The organism is Lysinibacillus louembei (assembly GCF_033880585.1).
GTDB lineage: Bacteria > Bacillota > Bacilli > Bacillales_A > Planococcaceae > Metasolibacillus > Metasolibacillus louembei.
Map to the genome: position 1 here is coordinate 290462 of NZ_CP137624.1, position 16322 is coordinate 306783.

The following is a 16322-nucleotide window of genomic DNA, read 5'->3' on the forward strand; positions in this document are numbered from 1 at the left end:
TCTATACCTCATTCGTAGGTGTACTTGGAATATTAATCACGTTTTGTTTTAATTGCTCTGTTATTGACAGATCCATCTTTGGACATTGCTTAAACATTTCAAGTTCATGTAAAGGCATCCAAATAGGTCTACTCATTACACCTTGCTCATTCAAAAAACTCAGTATTTTATCACGATTATATTGCTCATCTAACAAAATTACTTGGAGCCAATAATTACTTTTTGTATCAATAGGCTCTTTAAATAATCGTATCCCTTCAATATCTGTTACTAAATTTTCGTAGAATCGCGTTAAGTCTCGCTTATGCTCAATAAATTGCTCCAGTTTTTCGAGCTGAGCACACCCTAAAGCAGCATTAATGTTTGGCATGCGATAATTATAACCGATTTCATCATGTACAAACTCCCAGCGATGAGAAACCTTCGCAGTTGTCGTTAAATGCTTAGCATAATTAGCAAGCTCCTCGTCATCTGTTAAAATTGCACCACCACCACCTGTAGTAATAATTTTATTGCCATTAAAGCTCATGGCACTCACTTTACCAAATGTTCCAGTATGCTTTCCTTTATAATAACTACCTAAAGACTCTGCTGCATCTTCCACAAGAACAAGCTTATATTTCTCACATAAAGCAACAAGCTCATCTAACATACATGGATGACCAAATGTATGCATTGGTACAAGTGCTTTAATTCGACGATTTGTTTGCTTATTATATAATTCTCCTTGTCGCAATTCTGCAATTCCATTAAGATACTGTTCTAGCTTAAATGGGTCCACCCCCAATGTATCTTCATTTATATCAATAAAATGAGGGACAGCCTGTAAATAGGATACTGCATTAGCTGTTGCTATAAATGTCAAAGAGGGTATTAATACTTCATCATTGTTCTCTACACCAACAATTTTCAAAGCAATATGCAGAGCAGCAGTGCCGTTCACTACTGCTATGGCACGCTTCACACCAACGAATTTCGCCAAATCCTCCTCAAATCGTGTAACATAGGAACCAACTGAAGATACCCAGCCTGTTTCCACGCAATCCGTTACATATTCCACTTCTTTTTCATTAAATGTCGGTTCATGTAGTGCTATGAAAGCTTTTTTATATAATTGTTTAATGCTTAACGTAAATTCCATCCATTGTTTATTCATATATTATAAACATCCACCTTATATTGGGATAGATTTTTATCATTTGTAAACCATTCAATCGTCTCTTCTAAACCTTTACGGAAACCTTCTTTTCCTCCGTACTGTGGCTCCCAACCAAGAAGTTCCTTTGCTTTTTTATTTTCTGCCCAGAGACGTTCAACTTCACTTTTTTCAGGTCGTAAACGTTGTTCTTCTGTTTCAATTGTTAAATGAACACCCATAATATCCGCAATCATTTCTGCTGTTTCACCAATTGATACTTCATAGTTAGAGCCAATATTGATGACTTCACCAATAGATTTCTCTGAATTCATTACAGAAATAAAGCCTTGTACAGTATCTTTCACATAATTAAAATCACGTGTTGGGCTAATAGCACCTAGCTTAATCGTTGTTTGCCCGCTTGCTAACTGACTAATAATCGTTGGAATAACTGCACGCGCTGACTGACGTGGACCATAGGTGTTGAATGGGCGTATAATGGATACTGGTGTATCGAAAGAACGATAAAATGATAAAGCCATTTGGTCAGCACCAATTTTGGATGCTGAATACGGTGATTGCCCTTGTAATGGATGTTCTTCATCAATCGGTACATATAATGCTGTACCATATACCTCACTTGTTGATGTGTGTACTACTTTTTCTATATCCAACTCTTTCGCGGCTTGTACAATATTTAATGTACCTGTCAGATTCGTATCAACATAAGTAGCAGGTGAATGATATGAGTAAGGTATTGCAATAAGTGCGGCTAAATTTAATACATATGTGCAGCCTTTCATCGCTTCCTTTACACCATATGGGTCACGAATATCACCAGCGAATACGTCTAACTGTGATTTAATTTCTGACGTAGATTGGTCAAGCCAGCCCCATGAATTAAATGAATTATAATAAACAAAAGCCCGTACATCATAACCTTGATGTACTAATTGTTCTGTTAAATGAGAGCCGATGAAACCATCAGCCCCTGTAACTAACACTTTTCCTTTCAAAAGCTATTTCACCTCTTTTAATGCACTTTTAAAATCATTTTCCAGTGCTATTGAATCATACATTGCATATATTTCATCATTGCTAATATACGGTATATTAGCAATTTTGGTCCCATGCCATGCTGTGTTATAGATATTCACATTAGACTGCATTGCCTCTCTCTCAAACCATCTTCTAAAAATATTCCAATCAGCTCTTGTGTTTATTAGTTCTCCGCTATTTGCTAATATTTTATTATATTTATTTTGAATAGTAATAGCAGTATTTGAAGGGGAAAATTTAGAATGAGTGTCATTATCTTTAAATCCTAAATCTTGGCCAAATAATAATATCGTTGAGAATTTCATATACTTAAGCAATGATAGCCCTACTGTCGATACAGAACCACCTACTTCAAATAAATCTAAGTCATTTTGCTTTGCATATGTTTCTGACAATGTATAACCCCTTTGTAACAAGATGCACTTTTTGCCTTTATAACTTTCTATCAAATCACTATTGGTAGTTGAAAGATAAAACAACAAGCCATCATACTCAGTATCCTCTATTTGCTCTATAATAAGCTGTGTTGCATCCGAAAGTACAATAGCATCTGGCTTAATTTGTCTTGCCAACAATGGTTTCAACGCTGCACCTACACAAAGAATAAAAAACTTATCTTTAATTTTTTCTAAAGTTGCAATAGTTTCATCAAGCGACGGCCCTGCTGAGATTAAACATGCGAATTTACTTTGAAATCTGCTTTTAAAATAGGTAGATTGGATGTTATCACGTACTATATTTTGTCTAAAATTTTTCTCCATTAGAAATGAAGAAAACTGATAGCTCATTTGCCTTTCCTTTATATCTTCCAAAAAATCATATAATGGATGTGAAACACCTATAGCTTTCATCCAAGATAAAGGAATAATAACTTGATAATTGCTCAATATCTTATTATTAATCATATTCGTTCTAACAATTTCAACATTTGGCAAATTAATTATCTTATTGTCTATAGCATATTTTCCAAATATAGTTAACTCTTGCTCAGCTAGCGGTAAAACAATAATTTTTTTGTTTCCTGCAAGCTTTAATAATTCTGCTAAATGATAACCTAATCCTAATCCTACTAATAAGAATCCGCTTGCATCCTTATCAAATTCATTTTGTATGAACATTTCCGCATCACTCATAGGTCTATATTTACTATAAACATTAATACTGTTTAATATAAGTGTATATTCTCCATTTTTAGCCAAATCCACCTTGTAGTTCACTGTATATTACTTACCTTATTCAACATACACTCTTCAAAAAAAGGCGCAATTTCATATTCAAACATATCTGCAACTAGTATATAGTCCTGCATTTCAAGCCCTGTATTTATCTCTATTAAAAACTCCTGTATCTTTTCTATAGATAACTCTACATTCACTTGATTTTTTTTAAGTAAGCCCTTAACATCTATTAACCATATAACTCCTTCTGAAAATGCTTTAATACCAGAAAGTGCTTCTGTGATATTATCAGTTCGTAAACAATTTGCAATATAGAATGCACCTGAAGGGATTTTTTCCACGTATTGATTATAACTTTCTATCGTTTCACTTAATAAATTATTCATATATTTTCTTTCCTTTCCATTTGCGCTTTAGCCATCTCTAATATTTCTTCAATATAAGCCTCAGTTTGGTGTATAACATATAGTAACCCTGTATAAATTGCTAAATTTTGTTTATATACTCTCTCATATGCTTCTAGCTTTGTTTCATTTTCACTAGGCATAAAATTCCTCATTACATCTATAATAAGTGGATCGGCAATTCTTTCTAAAATAACCTTTTCAAAATTCCTTTTAAGTTTTTTATCAACTTTTTCCAAAGTATTTAAGTTTTTAGGAGAAAATGCAGCAGTCTTTTTGGTAGATTCTACTTCTTTTATTGCAATTTTAATGTCTGCCTTCATTTCTTTATACATTCGTAATTCTTTTCCCATAACGTTAATAAGCATTGATAAACCTATCAGATTGTTTTTATTGATTATGATATTTTTTTCGCTTTTATCTAAGGTGCGACTATTATTTAAGCAAAATTCATCAAACGGGATTTGATTCATCCCACTAATTTTCACTCCACCCTCAGTACAATTATAAATTTCATTGTTAGAGATTCGTGCTCTTATAAAAGCTTCGAAGCTTTCCTTCATAGGTAGATACTCGTACGTTGTGAATACTTTTTCTCCATAATAACCTTCTGTTTCTATAAACTCACGTTTATTCAGTACATCTTCTTTTATAATTTGAAGATTTTTGTTGTTTTTAGCATAAAACTCATTATTTGTATAAGCCAAATCTTGCCCTATAAAAGCAATTGGTCCGCTGGTTATCAGAGTAGCAATATGTAAAGCGAAATTGGCAACAGAACCTCCACCAAAAATAATTGGAATTTCTGTTGAAAACTTATTTTTAATATATTTTTGTAGCCTTTCTTCTTTCATAGGAACAAATGCTACCCGTTCTCCCTTAAAATTTTCTTGAATTTTATAATAACTACCAACAGAATAAATTAATTTAGCCGATTTTATGTGTAAATCTTTAAAGTGTACATAATTTTCATCAGAACCATCAATTGTCACTATAAAATCTGGTTCTATATCTGCGGCTAGTAATGAATTGATAGTGGAGCCTGCTGCAATAATGATACATTTAGATGAGAATGCTTTTAATTTCGGCAATTGTTTCGTTAAAGAGGGACCACCAGAAGCTATAACAATTGGTAATGTATATGCATTCTGTAATGCTTTTAAGGAAGCATCTTCACTCATAAACAATAAATTTTTGATATAATTTTCTTGCCAAAAGTTACTAAATAGCCTGATTGTATTTTCATTAACAATATTTGTATTTTGGATATCTTTAATAATTTTCAATAATACCAAATATTCACTTTGTAATATTTTATCATAGTTTGGAGAGCAGATTACTTTAATTTTTCGCTCATAATTCTCCAATGTAGCTAATAAATATTTTTTTATTTCCAATTCATCTATCGAATTTATAACAATAAATTCTGCTGAATCGACAGTAGGATTATCTAAAATATCAAATAATGGGTCAATAATTATCAATTTTTCTTTTCCATCAAGCAATTTAATCAGCTCATTCGCTATATAGCCTAATCCATATCCAAAGAGAATATGCACATATCCTTGATTTATTTCTCGTTCAGCAAACATTTTTGCTTCTTGTAATGGATTATACTTACTATGTAGTAAATATCCATCTACCATAACCGTATCAATATTTGCTTTAGCTTGTATATATTCTATTTTATATTCTGACAAGTATCTCACCTCCATTTCTATATCGGTAAATAATAAAGAAAATAAAGAATCCATTCAAATATTGAATGGATTCTTTTTAAAAATTTTATTGTGCAAATTATTATTGTAATAATTGAAGTACGCCTTGTGGCTGTTGGTTAGCTTGCGCAAGCATTGATTGTGCAGCTTGCATTAGGATGTTGTTCTTCGTGAAGCCCATCATCTCTTTTGCCATGTCTGTATCACGAATACGTGATTCTGCTGCTGTTAAGTTTTCTGATGTTGCACCTAAGTTGTTGATTGTGTGCTCTAATCGGTTTTGTACAGCACCTAATTTTGAACGCGCATCTGATACTTTTGTAATTGCATTATTGATTGTTGTAATTGCACTATTTGCAGAACCTTGTGTTGTAATTGCAACAGTATCAACACTTAGTGCAGTTGCTCCCATATCAGCAATTGATAAGGTAATAGATTGACTTGCATTCGCACCAATGTGGAATACTTTACTATCAAAAGAACCATTCAATAATTTTTGAGTATTGAACTCTGTGTCTGTTGAAATACGTGTAATTTCTGAAACTAATGCATCAACCTCTTTTTGTAAATCACCACGGTCCGATGATACGTTTGTATCGTTCGCAGATTGCACTGCTAACTCACGCATACGTTGTAAAATCGCATGTGTTTCGTTTAATGCACCCTCAGCTGTTTGGATTAAAGAAATTGAATCTTGCGCATTTTTCGTTGCCATATCAAGACCACGAATTTGTCCACGCATTTTTTCAGAAATTGCTAAACCTGCTGCGTCATCGCCTGCTCGGTTAATTTTGTAACCTGAAGATAATTTCTCAAGGTTTTTAGAAGCTTGAGTATTGTTAAATGTCAAGTTACGGTGTGTGTTTAATGCTGAAATGTTGTGTTGAATTCTCATGATAGAATTCCTCCTTGAATTTTTATGATTTGTATAATCCACTTCCATGTGGATTAGTTTGGATTCACTACTCTATTATTGTAATAATTGAAGTACGCCTTGTGGCTGTTGGTTAGCTTGCGCAAGCATTGATTGTGCAGCTTGCATTAGGATGTTGTTCTTCGTGAAGCCCATCATCTCTTTTGCCATGTCTGTATCACGAATACGTGATTCTGCTGCTGTTAAGTTTTCTGATGTTGCACCTAAGTTGTTGATTGTGTGCTCTAATCGGTTTTGTACAGCACCTAATTTTGAACGCGCATCTGATACTGTAGTAATTGCAGTATTAATAGTTGTAATTGCTGTGTTTGCATTAGTTTGTGTTGAGATTGAAACACCAGATACACTTAATGCACCTGCTGACATACTTGCAATAGAAAGAGAAATTGATTGGCTAGCGTTAGCGCCGATATGGAATACTTTACCATTGAAAGAACCGTCTAATAATTTTTGAGTATTGAACTCTGTATCTGATGCAATACGCGTGATTTCTGAAACTAATGCATCAACCTCTTTTTGTAAATCACCACGGTCCGATGATACGTTTGTATCGTTCGCAGATTGCACTGCTAACTCACGCATACGTTGTAAAATCGCATGTGTTTCGTTTAATGCACCCTCAGCTGTTTGGATTAAAGAAATTGAATCTTGCGCATTTTTCGTTGCCATATCAAGACCACGAATTTGTCCACGCATTTTTTCAGAAATTGCTAAACCTGCTGCGTCATCACCTGCTCGGTTAATTTTGTAACCTGAAGATAATTTCTCAAGGTTTTTAGAAGCTTGAGTATTGTTAAATGTCAAGTTACGGTGTGTGTTTAATGCTGAAATGTTGTGTTGAATTCTCATGATAGAATTCCTCCTTGAATTTTTATGATTTGTATAACCCACATCCGTGTGGGAGAGTTTGGTTTAAGTAGTTTGTACTACCTCTGCCATACAATATATATATCGTAAAAGATTTTAAATGTTTAATAGTTTTTCAGAAATTTTATTATTTTTTTTGGCTCAACGCCAAAATATGTTCTTGCTTAAAAATAAATACAAAAAACACCTGTATCCGCTAAAGTTGAGCGTACCACCAAACAACACAGCGAGGTATACAGATGTACCCTCATTCTTTCAAGGATTTATGGGATTTACCACAATTAAAAATTACTGCAACCGAAAAAATAGACCAACAGATTTTCATCAACATGATGCCAATCGAATTGAAACAAGCATGTCTCGTTTGCAAGTCCAATCAAACGATTCATCGAGGGATTAAGTTATAGACGTACAGTCCGTCACTTTGATACTTTTGGGTGTCGAGTTTATTTAAAGTTGCCTACTATTCGTCTATCTTGTAAAGCGTGCACAGCTTCTTTCGTCTGGCATTGCGCATTTGTAGCACCTAAAAAGCGCTATACAAAGGCATTTGAAGCGACTTGACCAAAACAAGCAATTGGTGCAACCATCACACATACAGCGCGTGTAACAGGAACCCTGCAACAACGGTAGCTCATATCATGAAAACTTGGAAAAAGAAAGAAGCATCACGTGTTCAACAAGCCTGTCAGCACAAGGCCTCTTATTGTCAAAATCTCGTGCTTGTACTTGATGATTTCGCCATTTGCAAGGGGCATACCCACAATACTGGTTTGCACGAAAAAATGGATCATTTTATATATCACTCCATAATTAACCACATTTGAATTAGAGGCATATTTCAGTTAACAGGTGACCCTTTGCGCATTAAAACCGATTACCATCGTAATGGATTTAGCAAAGGCTTATCATACATTCGCTAAAAAGAGGTTTCCAGTAGCAATCCGTATTGCCGATCGGTATCATGTGAATCGATACGTGACAGAAGCACTCCAAGCTGTCCGAAAGTCTGTTCAAAAGAGGCTGAATGCCCTTGCGAAAAAGGCTTTAAAACAATATTTTTGTATTTTAGGAAAACGAAATGACCAGCTATCAATAGAAGAACGGATGATTTTAAAACGACTTTTACAATACGACAAGTTTACAGTTGGAAAGAGGCTTTTATCGACGGGTATGATTGTAGTTCATCGTATAAACAAGCAAAAAAGGCTTTCAACACTGGCTTTCGCAAGGTCGGAGAAATTCTGCACCCTAAAGAGCAAGACTGTTTACAAACCATGCGTAATTGGCAAGATGAAATCTGTAATTACCATCAATTACGTTTCAACAATGCGGCAGTGGAAGGGAAAAATAACCTCATTAAAGCCCTACAACGTCGTCACTTTTTCACGCGTCACCTACAACACTAGAAAGAAACGATTTTACTAGAGTGCAATGTAGAATGGATTGAATACGGCTCTTAGTCAAGCACATGTTTTGGTGAAGAGCCGAATTTTTAAATTTTAATTTCATAAAGCTTACCAGTTATATATTTTCATTAATGAATAGATAGAAGCACACTCGAAAATATTTCAAGTGTGCTTCTATTATTTATTCCGTTTAAGTTTATTCAACAGTTCATTTGAGAATGTTAATGCCTCTCTATTTTGTTCCTGTATTGCTTCAAATACTTCAGCACGGTGAACTTTTACTGCTTTTGGAGCCACAATGCCTATCTTTACTTGATCTCCTTCAACAGCTAGAACCTTCACTTCGATTTGATCACCAATCATAATCGATTCACCTGTTTTTCTCGATAGTACAAGCATTTATTTAGCACTTCCTTCCATCGATCCAATGGGATAACGCAAAGGATAACGCTTACTATCCTGCAAAACAATTTGTTTTCCTAATTTTTTCTTTGTATTAATGATGATTGGGGCTAATAAATTCATTGTTGATTCTGAGAATGTTTCTTTTAATGTAACGATTGTATAAGCAATAACATCCTCTTCTTCTTCAACTTGCAAATCTATTTTTTCTTCTTCGCTAATTTCAAATATATAGTCCTTTTTAAAAGCGAATGGGTACGCAAGCACAAAGCCCAATTGTTGCTGTTCCACTGATTGTAGTACAACTAATGGTAAATCTGCATCTAACGGTAGGAGAACAAATTTATGCACATCTAAAAAACCTGGTAATCCTGTTTCAAATGTTAAAATATTTTGTTCATCAATTTCCACTTGCCCTAAAAATTTTGTTTCAATATTCATTTTGATGCCCTCTCCTTTTAACCAATAACGTCAATATCTACACGTGGTCTTTGTATCATTGTACCCGTTACTTTACCAGGTGTATAGTCGTGAATTGGCTTGTTCACCTTTACGTCAATGTTTGGTTGATTGCGTTGGATATTTACATCTACTGTCGCAGGTTTATATTTTATTTTTACTGAGCCAATTGAAGGTACAAATTTAATATTGTACGGCCCTGGGCGCTTTGGACCTGTATTTTGTACTGCAATTTGTTGAATAACAGCCCCCTCTTGCCCTTTACCTGCACTCAGCATCATCTGTCGTCCTTCACGTACACGCCTTGAAATTCCTTTCATCATTTCTTGATGACCTTCCTGTGCATAACGCTTAATCATCTCACCTGTTGGATAATAGCCTAAATCTCTTCGGGCATCTGATGAATCGATTGATAGCTCACCTTTTCTCGTATGAATTTCTAACGTTGCCGCAGGTTGTGCAATAGATTGCTGTGCTCTAGGTTGCTCAATATGCTGTACAGGCTTATGAATTTGTAAATCTATTTGAATATCTGTTGTTTGAATTTGAATTTGTGGTAATCGCATTTATTTCCCACCTTTCAACAAAAGCGTTTGAACAAATTGTTCAAACGCTTTGTATTTTTATCGCATGAAATCTACTAATGTTTGCTGGATAATTCTTGCACCAACTGACAATGCTGCTTGATGAATTGATTCTTGTGTAACAAGCTCTGTAATTGTTCCAGCATATTCTGTGTCTTCATTCATAGACATTTGCTTTGTTGTTGAGATTTCATGCATATCTAAACGCTGTTCCATTAATTCTACTCGATTTTGGCGCGCACCTACATCTGCACGTTTTTCAAGGACTACATTTTGCGCATTTGCTAAAGTTCCATTGGAGCCCGAAGCTAAATCTCCAAGTAAACCACCTATATACGTACCATTATTATTAACAGAGCCTGTTTCAAGAGCATCTGCTATATCCCCCATTAAATCATCTATATCTCGAAATAACTGTTGACCTGGTGTATTAACATTAATTCGTACTGCTTCGAAAACATCAATTTCAATATCTTCATCAAGCCCTGTTGCACCTATCAATGCCGGATTTTCGACACCATTTTCATACAATGGCATATCTGTGTGTGTACCAGAAAAAACGTATTTATTACCAATTTGTGTATTTGCTATATCCTTTAAGTGATTACGAATTTGTTCAATTTCCTGTTTCATTTTATTGCGATCATCTTCTGTATTCGTGTCATTAGCCGCTTGTACAACAAGCTCTTTCACACGATTCAAAGCTTCTCCAACTTGTCCAAGTGCATCATCTGTCGCATCCAGCCAGCTATTTGCCTCACCAATATTTCTCTTATACTGATCTGTTCGATCAAGTTCTGTACGGTAAGCCATTCCCTTGATTGCAACAACCGGGTCATCAGATGGGCGGTTTACTTTTTTACCAGTGTATAGCTGTTCTTGTAGCTTGCCCATTTTGCCATAGCTTGTATTTAAATTGCGAAGCATATTGCTTGAAAGCATTGATTGTGTAACGCGCATTTTGTTGCTCCTCTCCTTCAGTTACTTATTTGTATTGTTCTATAGACCTACTCGTCCCATACCGTTGATAATTTTGTCTAATGTTTCATCAACGACTGTAATCATACGTGCGTTTGCGTTGTAGGCTTGTTGGAATGTAATCATATTTGTCATTTCTTCATCAAGCGATACAGAGCTTTCAGAAGCACGTTTATTTTCAATTGTTAAACGTAGTGTAGCTGAGTTGAATTCTTGACGAGTTGCCTCTTGTCCAATAACACCTAAATCACCGATTAAGGATTTGAAGAAGCCTTGGAATGTTGCGCCACCTAAGTTATAGCTTGCTGGGTCTGTTTGCATTTTCGCGATAGCTAAAATGTTTTTGTTATTCCCTAATTCTCCTGCTATGTCAGCTGCTGCAACTTCTTCTGGCAGGATACCATCTCGTACACGGATAGTTTCTGCTGTTGTGCCATCGAAGAAATCGAGACCAGCGTTTCCATTCATATCAAAGCCTGCTCGATGTGCTGTATTAAAAGCAGTTACAAATTCTGCTACCAATTGATCAAGCTTCGCTAAATTTTCTGGATATAGCCCCTTTACTTGATTTGTCACAGGGTCTGTATAACCATATGAGTTAATTAAGGATAGTAGCTTCCCTTTTCCCTTTTCAAAAGTGTCATAGCCATATGATGCCCCTGTTGGCAACGTAGCACCCGATAAAAGCTTGTCTGGATCACTTTGTGTAACTGCATCTGCTGGCCAGTCAATACGCATCGCTTCAAATGGGTCAAGTGGCGTATCTCCATTTAGTGGAACTCCACCATTTTTGACTACACTAATTTCTGCTGCATCTCGACCATGTACTAAAATAATTGGTGTAGAACTACCAACTGGTGTGTATGTAACTGTTAAGCTACCTTCTGCTACCGCGCTTGCATTGCCTCCAGAATGAACACGCTCAACTGATACTGGGATATATTCATTTAATTTATCTAATAACACATCACGTGCATCATATAAATCGTTCGTTACATAGCCGCTTGGTTCCACTTCCATGATTTGCTTGTTAATTGCTGCAATTTGTCTTAATAGTGAATTGACTGTACTAACAGATGAATTAATTTCAGAGCCAATATTGCTTTGAACTGTTTTTAATTGTTTATCCGAGTAGTTAAATGCCTCTGCAAGTGCACGGCCTTTAGCAATCATTACTTGACGCGCGGCAGAATCTTTTGGATCTGTTACGACATCCTCCATCGACTTCCAGAAGCTATCGAAGGCTTTATTAATTCCGAACTCTGATGGCTCAGCTAAAATATCTTCCATTTGAGAAATTGCTTTTGTTTGCTCTTCCCAATAGCCAAGCTTATTTGTTTCTTGACGGTATTTAATGTTTGTGAATTCGTCACGTATACGTTGAATTGAGTGTGCTTCAGCTCCCGTACCTAAGTGCCCTGGATATTTAGGTGAGTTTAAACCGGGATGTGGATATCCTGGCATTGCCTGCATGTTGACACGTTGACGTGAGTAACCAAGTGTATTTGCGTTGGAAATATTGTGTCCCGTTGTGTAAAGCGCTGTTTGCTGTAGGAATAGTCCTGATTTACTTGCTTCTAGCCCCATGAATGTTGAACGCATAGTGTTCCTCCTATCAATTCAAGCAAAAACGCTTGTAATAAAATATTACAAGCGTTTTATGCTTGCGAGTCGTAGTATGTTACTTTTCTTTGATTTGCTTGGCCGCGCACTTCGTCACCTGAGTAGTTGAATGAATCGGAGCGCTGTGGTCGGAATGGTTCTAATTGGATATTAATAATTTGTAGCGATTGATAGACCAGTTTTTGGTTTAAATCGTTTCGTGCTTTTAGCTCTGTTAATAATGTTAGCAGACGGTCTCTTGTGGCGATTAGCTGCTGTTTTTCCTCGTCGCTATCGATAGCATCAATTAGCTCTGCTACAGTTGGTGTGTCAGTGTAAGCAATTCCTTTTGCTCGTAGGTAATCCGTTACCATCAACTGACGCTGTTGTTCAAGCGTGTTAATTGCTGCTACATGTGCCTGCTCTGTTTTAATGAGTTCGTCTAGCGCTGCTATATCATTTATTTTTATAATGTCTGTTTTTTTTAGCGCAAGCTCCAATAAGCTTTTGTGCATACGCTCTAGTTTTTCCAGTATTGTTAGCACTGACATATGTTATATGCTCCTTTAGTGCAAATTTTAGAAACGGTAATATTTCAGCATATCCTCGGCCACTTGTCGGGCATTCACTTTATATTCACCAGACTGAATATCGGCTTTTAGCTGCTGTACACGTACTGCGCGTTCTGTATTGTAATCAGCTGTGACTTGCATTTCTTTTGCGGCTGAAGAAATTTCAATTTTGTCTGCAAAAGATGCGCCTTGTTCTGTTTGTTTGACAGGTCGTAGCTGTGGTTTATATGAATTGATTGCTTTTAAATTAATTGGATTGATTTTCATACATCATCCTCCTCTCAAAGTTCTTCTACATTATATTTCGGTAATGTTTAAATATTGTTTAGCCTATAATTGTAATAAAGTGAAAGCTAACAATCGAGTTTTTACGGACAGTTACCACCCGCCTTTTTCCAAGGCTTAACGTGGGATAAAAATAACACAGGCAAAATCGCAGTTGATTTCGCCTGTGTCGTTTTTATTTCTTTTTGTCAGCTAAATATGTGCCTCGCTCAGCTTGGGCAATATTATCTCGGAATTCCTTTGCAGCATCGAATGTACGTAAATCAGATTTTAAGTCATTTTGGCAATTATCACAAAGCTTGCCTGTTGTCGTAAGACGTCCACAATTGTCACACGGATAGCCTAAATTCGGGAATGTTGCTGGATGTAACCGCCCTTTACGCACCCATTTGTATAGTAAATCTTTGCTTACACCTGTTGCTTCCTCAATGCGCTCCACATTGGCTGCGCGGTTTTCACGTTTACGTAAAAAGCGATAGACGATTTGATATAAATCCTCTTCTTTTTGTGCACATTTATGGCACACGTCACGCAAGCCTGTATAATTGAAAAACTCATTGCATTCTGGACAGTTTCTAATCTCCGCCATAATATTTCCCTCCTAAATGCCTCGCTTCATTTCTTTCATTATACAATAAATAATTAATATTTTGTCATCCTTTTATTAAGACAATAGCACTTACACTTTGTGCTCCTGCATCAAGCAGTGCTTTTTTAGCATGCGCAATCGTTGTTCCTGTCGTCAAAATGTCATCTATTAATATATAGTGATTCATCTCTAGCTCCTTATTACAAGTAAAAAGTGGTGCTACTTGCTGGCGTTGTTGTTTGCTTTTTCCTACCTGTGTTTCTATCGTTGTTTTTTCTAATAAATGTTGAAAAGGGATTTCCGCTGCGTGCAGTAATTCATCAATATGTGCAAATGTGCGCTCTTTCTTTTTTAATGGATGCATCGGAATTGGCACAATTGTTTCTTGACGATGGCTTAAACATTCATACAGCTTCTGACGAAAAACCTTCGCTAAAACAATATCTTGTGAAAATTTATACTGGTGGAGAAATTGTTTCATCATATCATTGTACTGATAGAGTGCTATGATGCCATCTTTTTCATAATGAGCTCTTTCAAATTTCTCCTCACATCTTTCGCAAATGACAGGTGGCCAGCTACGTTCAAATAGTGTTTTCCATGTTATCACATGCTGTAGCTCTCGTTCACATAGTAAGCAATTGTGTACTTCCTTGTCCATATGCCACCTCATTTAGTCGTTCAATTTCTGATTTAGCTTCATCCATTTCTAACGAGATTCCGTGATGAAAAAAGACGATATCACTAGTCGGATATTCACGGCTACGCCCAACACGCCCCGCAATTTGAATCAGTGCACTTGCAGTAAAAATGGCACTTTCTGCCCCAACAACTGCTACTTGCAAATTTGCAATTGTAATGCCTCTTTCTAAAATAGTCGTCGTAAGTAAGCCATGGATTTCTCCATTGCGTAGCTGCAACACTTTTTCTTTACGCAGTGGATCCTCTGCATGGACGCCTAAAATATTTTCACAAAACAATGGCAATGCTTGCTCTATCATGTTAATAGTCGGGAAAAAGATAAGAAAGGGCTGTTTTCTAGTGATACATCGCTCTACCCATTGCTGTAGTTTTTTAGGGAGCTTGCCCTTTTGAATTTGCTGTCTGTAGCGAAATAATGTTTGCAAGCGTGGGACAGGTAATGGATGGTTATGATAGCGCTTTGGGATAAAGGAGTACCCTTGTCGCTGTTTTAAAAGCTGCGGTGAAGGTGTTGCTGTCACATAAACAATTGGAGCGTCTGCTTTTTTTGCCTTTAAGACAGCTTTTTGCAATGACTGATCAAATGTATATGGAAAGGCATCTGCCTCATCTACTAGCATGACATCAAAGGCTTCGTGAAAACGGTAGAGCTGATGTGTTGTTGCAATAATGAGCTGTGCATAGCCTTGTTGTGCTGGGGCATCTCCATATAGTTCATGGATTGTTGTCGATGGTAGTACTTTTCGTAGTCTTGGAGCTAATTCTAATACTACGTCTGTGCGTGGTGTGGCGATACAGACACGTAAATTTTGTTGTAGCGCCTCGTATATAGGAAGAAAAAGAATTTCTGTTTTTCCAGATCCGCAAACTGCATGCAGGAGATGCGAACGTTTTTGTGCAACGCTTTCGATAAGCTGCTCGGATGCCTTTGCCTGCAATTCTGTCAGTGTGCTTGTCCAATGAAGTTGATGCTTTTTGATATTGCGTTTGTGAGATCCATTCCATGTGAAGAGCTGTGTACAACTCGCTACACGCCCCATTGTGATACAGTGGCGACAGTATGTGCAAATTCGCTCACATTTAGCACAATGATAATGAATAAATTTTGCTTGTTCTGTGTTGAGACAACGATTGCAGCGATAATGATTTTTCAGTAGTTTTTTTGTCATTGAAATGGCTTCATGCTTGATAAATAAGCCTCTTTTTATATAGTTATCAATTAAGTCTGGGGAGTAAGGTAAGTCTTCATGACGCATGATACGTCCTTCCATAAAGTTAGCAATTTGAAAATTGAGAAGAAAGCCTTTGTAATGCGCTTTTTTTGTTCTTTTCAATAGATGGATCATCTCCTTTATGGGTTTATTGGCGCTTTTGTAAGTTTTATTGGCGGATTTGTGGATTCTATTGGCGCTTTTACACGTTTTATTGGCGAATGCTAAAAA

Annotated in this window: 17 protein-coding genes and 1 pseudogene; 1 reads left to right on the forward strand and 17 read right to left on the reverse strand. The window is 36.2% G+C overall.

Features of this window, described 5'->3' with window-relative positions; genetic code table 11:
- Nucleotide 1 precedes the first annotated feature (1 nt).
- From R6U77_RS01565 to hag, 7 genes are all read right to left on the reverse strand, one after another.
- Entirely contained in the window at nucleotides 2-1156 is a 1155-nt protein-coding gene (locus R6U77_RS01565) for a LegC family aminotransferase (RefSeq protein ID WP_319837154.1), read from the reverse strand.
- On the reverse strand, nucleotides 1153-2154 hold the full coding sequence (locus tag R6U77_RS01570; RefSeq protein ID WP_319837155.1) for an NAD-dependent 4,6-dehydratase LegB: 1002 nt from the start codon (nucleotides 2152-2154) through the stop codon (nucleotides 1153-1155). Before R6U77_RS01570 ends, R6U77_RS01565 begins: the two co-directional genes overlap by 4 nt.
- Nucleotides 2155-2157: 3 nt before the next feature.
- Complete coding sequence (locus R6U77_RS01575; RefSeq protein WP_319837156.1) at nucleotides 2158-3396, reverse strand: motility associated factor glycosyltransferase family protein; 1239 nt, start codon at nucleotides 3394-3396, stop codon at nucleotides 2158-2160.
- Between the two features lie 14 nt (nucleotides 3397-3410).
- A complete protein-coding gene (locus tag R6U77_RS01580) occupies nucleotides 3411-3761 on the reverse strand; it encodes a hypothetical protein (RefSeq protein WP_319837157.1) in 351 nt (116 codons plus the stop codon).
- Entirely contained in the window at nucleotides 3758-5479 is a 1722-nt protein-coding gene (locus R6U77_RS01585; RefSeq protein WP_319837158.1) for a motility associated factor glycosyltransferase family protein, read from the reverse strand. The genes R6U77_RS01580 and R6U77_RS01585 overlap by 4 nt, the downstream gene beginning before the upstream one ends.
- A gap of 100 nt (nucleotides 5480-5579) precedes the next feature.
- Nucleotides 5580-6392 carry a flagellin N-terminal helical domain-containing protein gene (locus R6U77_RS01590; protein WP_319837159.1) on the reverse strand — a complete coding sequence of 271 codons (813 nt, stop codon included), beginning with the start codon at nucleotides 6390-6392 and terminating at the stop codon, nucleotides 5580-5582.
- A gap of 75 nt (nucleotides 6393-6467) precedes the next feature.
- Nucleotides 6468-7280 carry a flagellin Hag gene (hag, locus tag R6U77_RS01595; RefSeq protein ID WP_319837160.1) on the reverse strand — a complete coding sequence of 271 codons (813 nt, stop codon included), beginning with the start codon at nucleotides 7278-7280 and terminating at the stop codon, nucleotides 6468-6470.
- Between the two features lie 906 nt (nucleotides 7281-8186).
- Here hag and R6U77_RS19820 point away from each other — a divergent pair.
- Nucleotides 8187-8707, forward strand: a pseudogene (locus R6U77_RS19820) (ISL3 family transposase).
- 177 nt (nucleotides 8708-8884) lie between these two features.
- Here R6U77_RS19820 and csrA read toward each other — a convergent pair.
- From csrA to R6U77_RS01645, 10 genes are all read right to left on the reverse strand, one after another.
- Complete coding sequence (gene csrA, locus R6U77_RS01600) at nucleotides 8885-9106, reverse strand: carbon storage regulator CsrA (RefSeq protein WP_319837161.1); 222 nt, start codon at nucleotides 9104-9106, stop codon at nucleotides 8885-8887.
- Nucleotides 9107-9550, reverse strand: coding sequence for a flagellar assembly protein FliW (fliW, locus tag R6U77_RS01605; protein WP_319837162.1), 444 nt, complete (start codon nucleotides 9548-9550; stop codon nucleotides 9107-9109).
- Nucleotides 9551-9567: 17 nt separating this feature from the next.
- Entirely contained in the window at nucleotides 9568-10134 is a 567-nt protein-coding gene (locus R6U77_RS01610) for a DUF6470 family protein (RefSeq protein WP_319837163.1), read from the reverse strand.
- 57 nt (nucleotides 10135-10191) lie between these two features.
- Nucleotides 10192-11112 (reverse strand): flagellar hook-associated protein FlgL, encoded by a 921-nt coding sequence (gene flgL / locus R6U77_RS01615; protein WP_319837164.1) that lies wholly within the window; start codon nucleotides 11110-11112, stop codon nucleotides 10192-10194.
- Nucleotides 11113-11151: 39 nt separating this feature from the next.
- The gene (flgK, locus tag R6U77_RS01620) at nucleotides 11152-12732 is read right to left on the reverse strand and encodes a flagellar hook-associated protein FlgK (RefSeq protein ID WP_319837165.1); all 1581 of its coding nucleotides are present in this window, start codon (nucleotides 12730-12732) and stop codon (nucleotides 11152-11154) included.
- Nucleotides 12733-12788: 56 nt separating this feature from the next.
- Nucleotides 12789-13283, reverse strand: a complete 495-nt coding sequence (locus R6U77_RS01625) for a flagellar protein FlgN (RefSeq protein ID WP_293926872.1) — start codon at nucleotides 13281-13283, stop codon at nucleotides 12789-12791.
- Between the two features lie 27 nt (nucleotides 13284-13310).
- Nucleotides 13311-13571 (reverse strand): flagellar biosynthesis anti-sigma factor FlgM, encoded by a 261-nt coding sequence (gene flgM / locus R6U77_RS01630; RefSeq protein WP_293926875.1) that lies wholly within the window; start codon nucleotides 13569-13571, stop codon nucleotides 13311-13313.
- 193 nt (nucleotides 13572-13764) lie between these two features.
- Complete coding sequence (locus R6U77_RS01635) at nucleotides 13765-14178, reverse strand: TIGR03826 family flagellar region protein (protein WP_319837166.1); 414 nt, start codon at nucleotides 14176-14178, stop codon at nucleotides 13765-13767.
- Between the two features lie 64 nt (nucleotides 14179-14242).
- Complete coding sequence (locus R6U77_RS01640) at nucleotides 14243-14839, reverse strand: ComF family protein (protein ID WP_319837167.1); 597 nt, start codon at nucleotides 14837-14839, stop codon at nucleotides 14243-14245.
- Nucleotides 14805-16214, reverse strand: coding sequence for an ATP-dependent helicase ComFA (locus tag R6U77_RS01645; protein WP_319837168.1), 1410 nt, complete (start codon nucleotides 16212-16214; stop codon nucleotides 14805-14807). Before R6U77_RS01645 ends, R6U77_RS01640 begins: the two co-directional genes overlap by 35 nt.
- Nucleotides 16215-16322 lie beyond the last annotated feature (108 nt).

Excerpts from the sequence above, each read along its gene's own strand:
- R6U77_RS01565 (WP_319837154.1), bottom strand. The coding sequence starts at position 1,156 with ATGAATAAACAATGGATGGAATTTACGTTAAGCATTAAACAATTATAT.
- R6U77_RS01580 (WP_319837157.1), bottom strand. The coding sequence starts at position 3,761 with ATGAATAATTTATTAAGTGAAACGATAGAAAGTTATAATCAATACGTG.
- R6U77_RS01590 (WP_319837159.1), bottom strand. The coding sequence starts at position 6,392 with ATGAGAATTCAACACAACATTTCAGCATTAAACACACACCGTAACTTG.
- hag (WP_319837160.1), bottom strand. The coding sequence starts at position 7,280 with ATGAGAATTCAACACAACATTTCAGCATTAAACACACACCGTAACTTG.
- csrA (WP_319837161.1), bottom strand. The coding sequence starts at position 9,106 with ATGCTTGTACTATCGAGAAAAACAGGTGAATCGATTATGATTGGTGAT.
- fliW (WP_319837162.1), bottom strand. The coding sequence starts at position 9,550 with ATGAATATTGAAACAAAATTTTTAGGGCAAGTGGAAATTGATGAACAA.
- R6U77_RS01610 (WP_319837163.1), bottom strand. The coding sequence starts at position 10,134 with ATGCGATTACCACAAATTCAAATTCAAACAACAGATATTCAAATAGAT.
- flgL (WP_319837164.1), bottom strand. The coding sequence starts at position 11,112 with ATGCGCGTTACACAATCAATGCTTTCAAGCAATATGCTTCGCAATTTA.
- flgK (WP_319837165.1), bottom strand. The coding sequence starts at position 12,732 with ATGCGTTCAACATTCATGGGGCTAGAAGCAAGTAAATCAGGACTATTC.
- R6U77_RS01625 (WP_293926872.1), bottom strand. The coding sequence starts at position 13,283 with ATGTCAGTGCTAACAATACTGGAAAAACTAGAGCGTATGCACAAAAGC.
- flgM (WP_293926875.1), bottom strand. The coding sequence starts at position 13,571 with ATGAAAATCAATCCAATTAATTTAAAAGCAATCAATTCATATAAACCA.
- R6U77_RS01635 (WP_319837166.1), bottom strand. The coding sequence starts at position 14,178 with ATGGCGGAGATTAGAAACTGTCCAGAATGCAATGAGTTTTTCAATTAT.
- R6U77_RS01640 (WP_319837167.1), bottom strand. The coding sequence starts at position 14,839 with ATGGACAAGGAAGTACACAATTGCTTACTATGTGAACGAGAGCTACAG.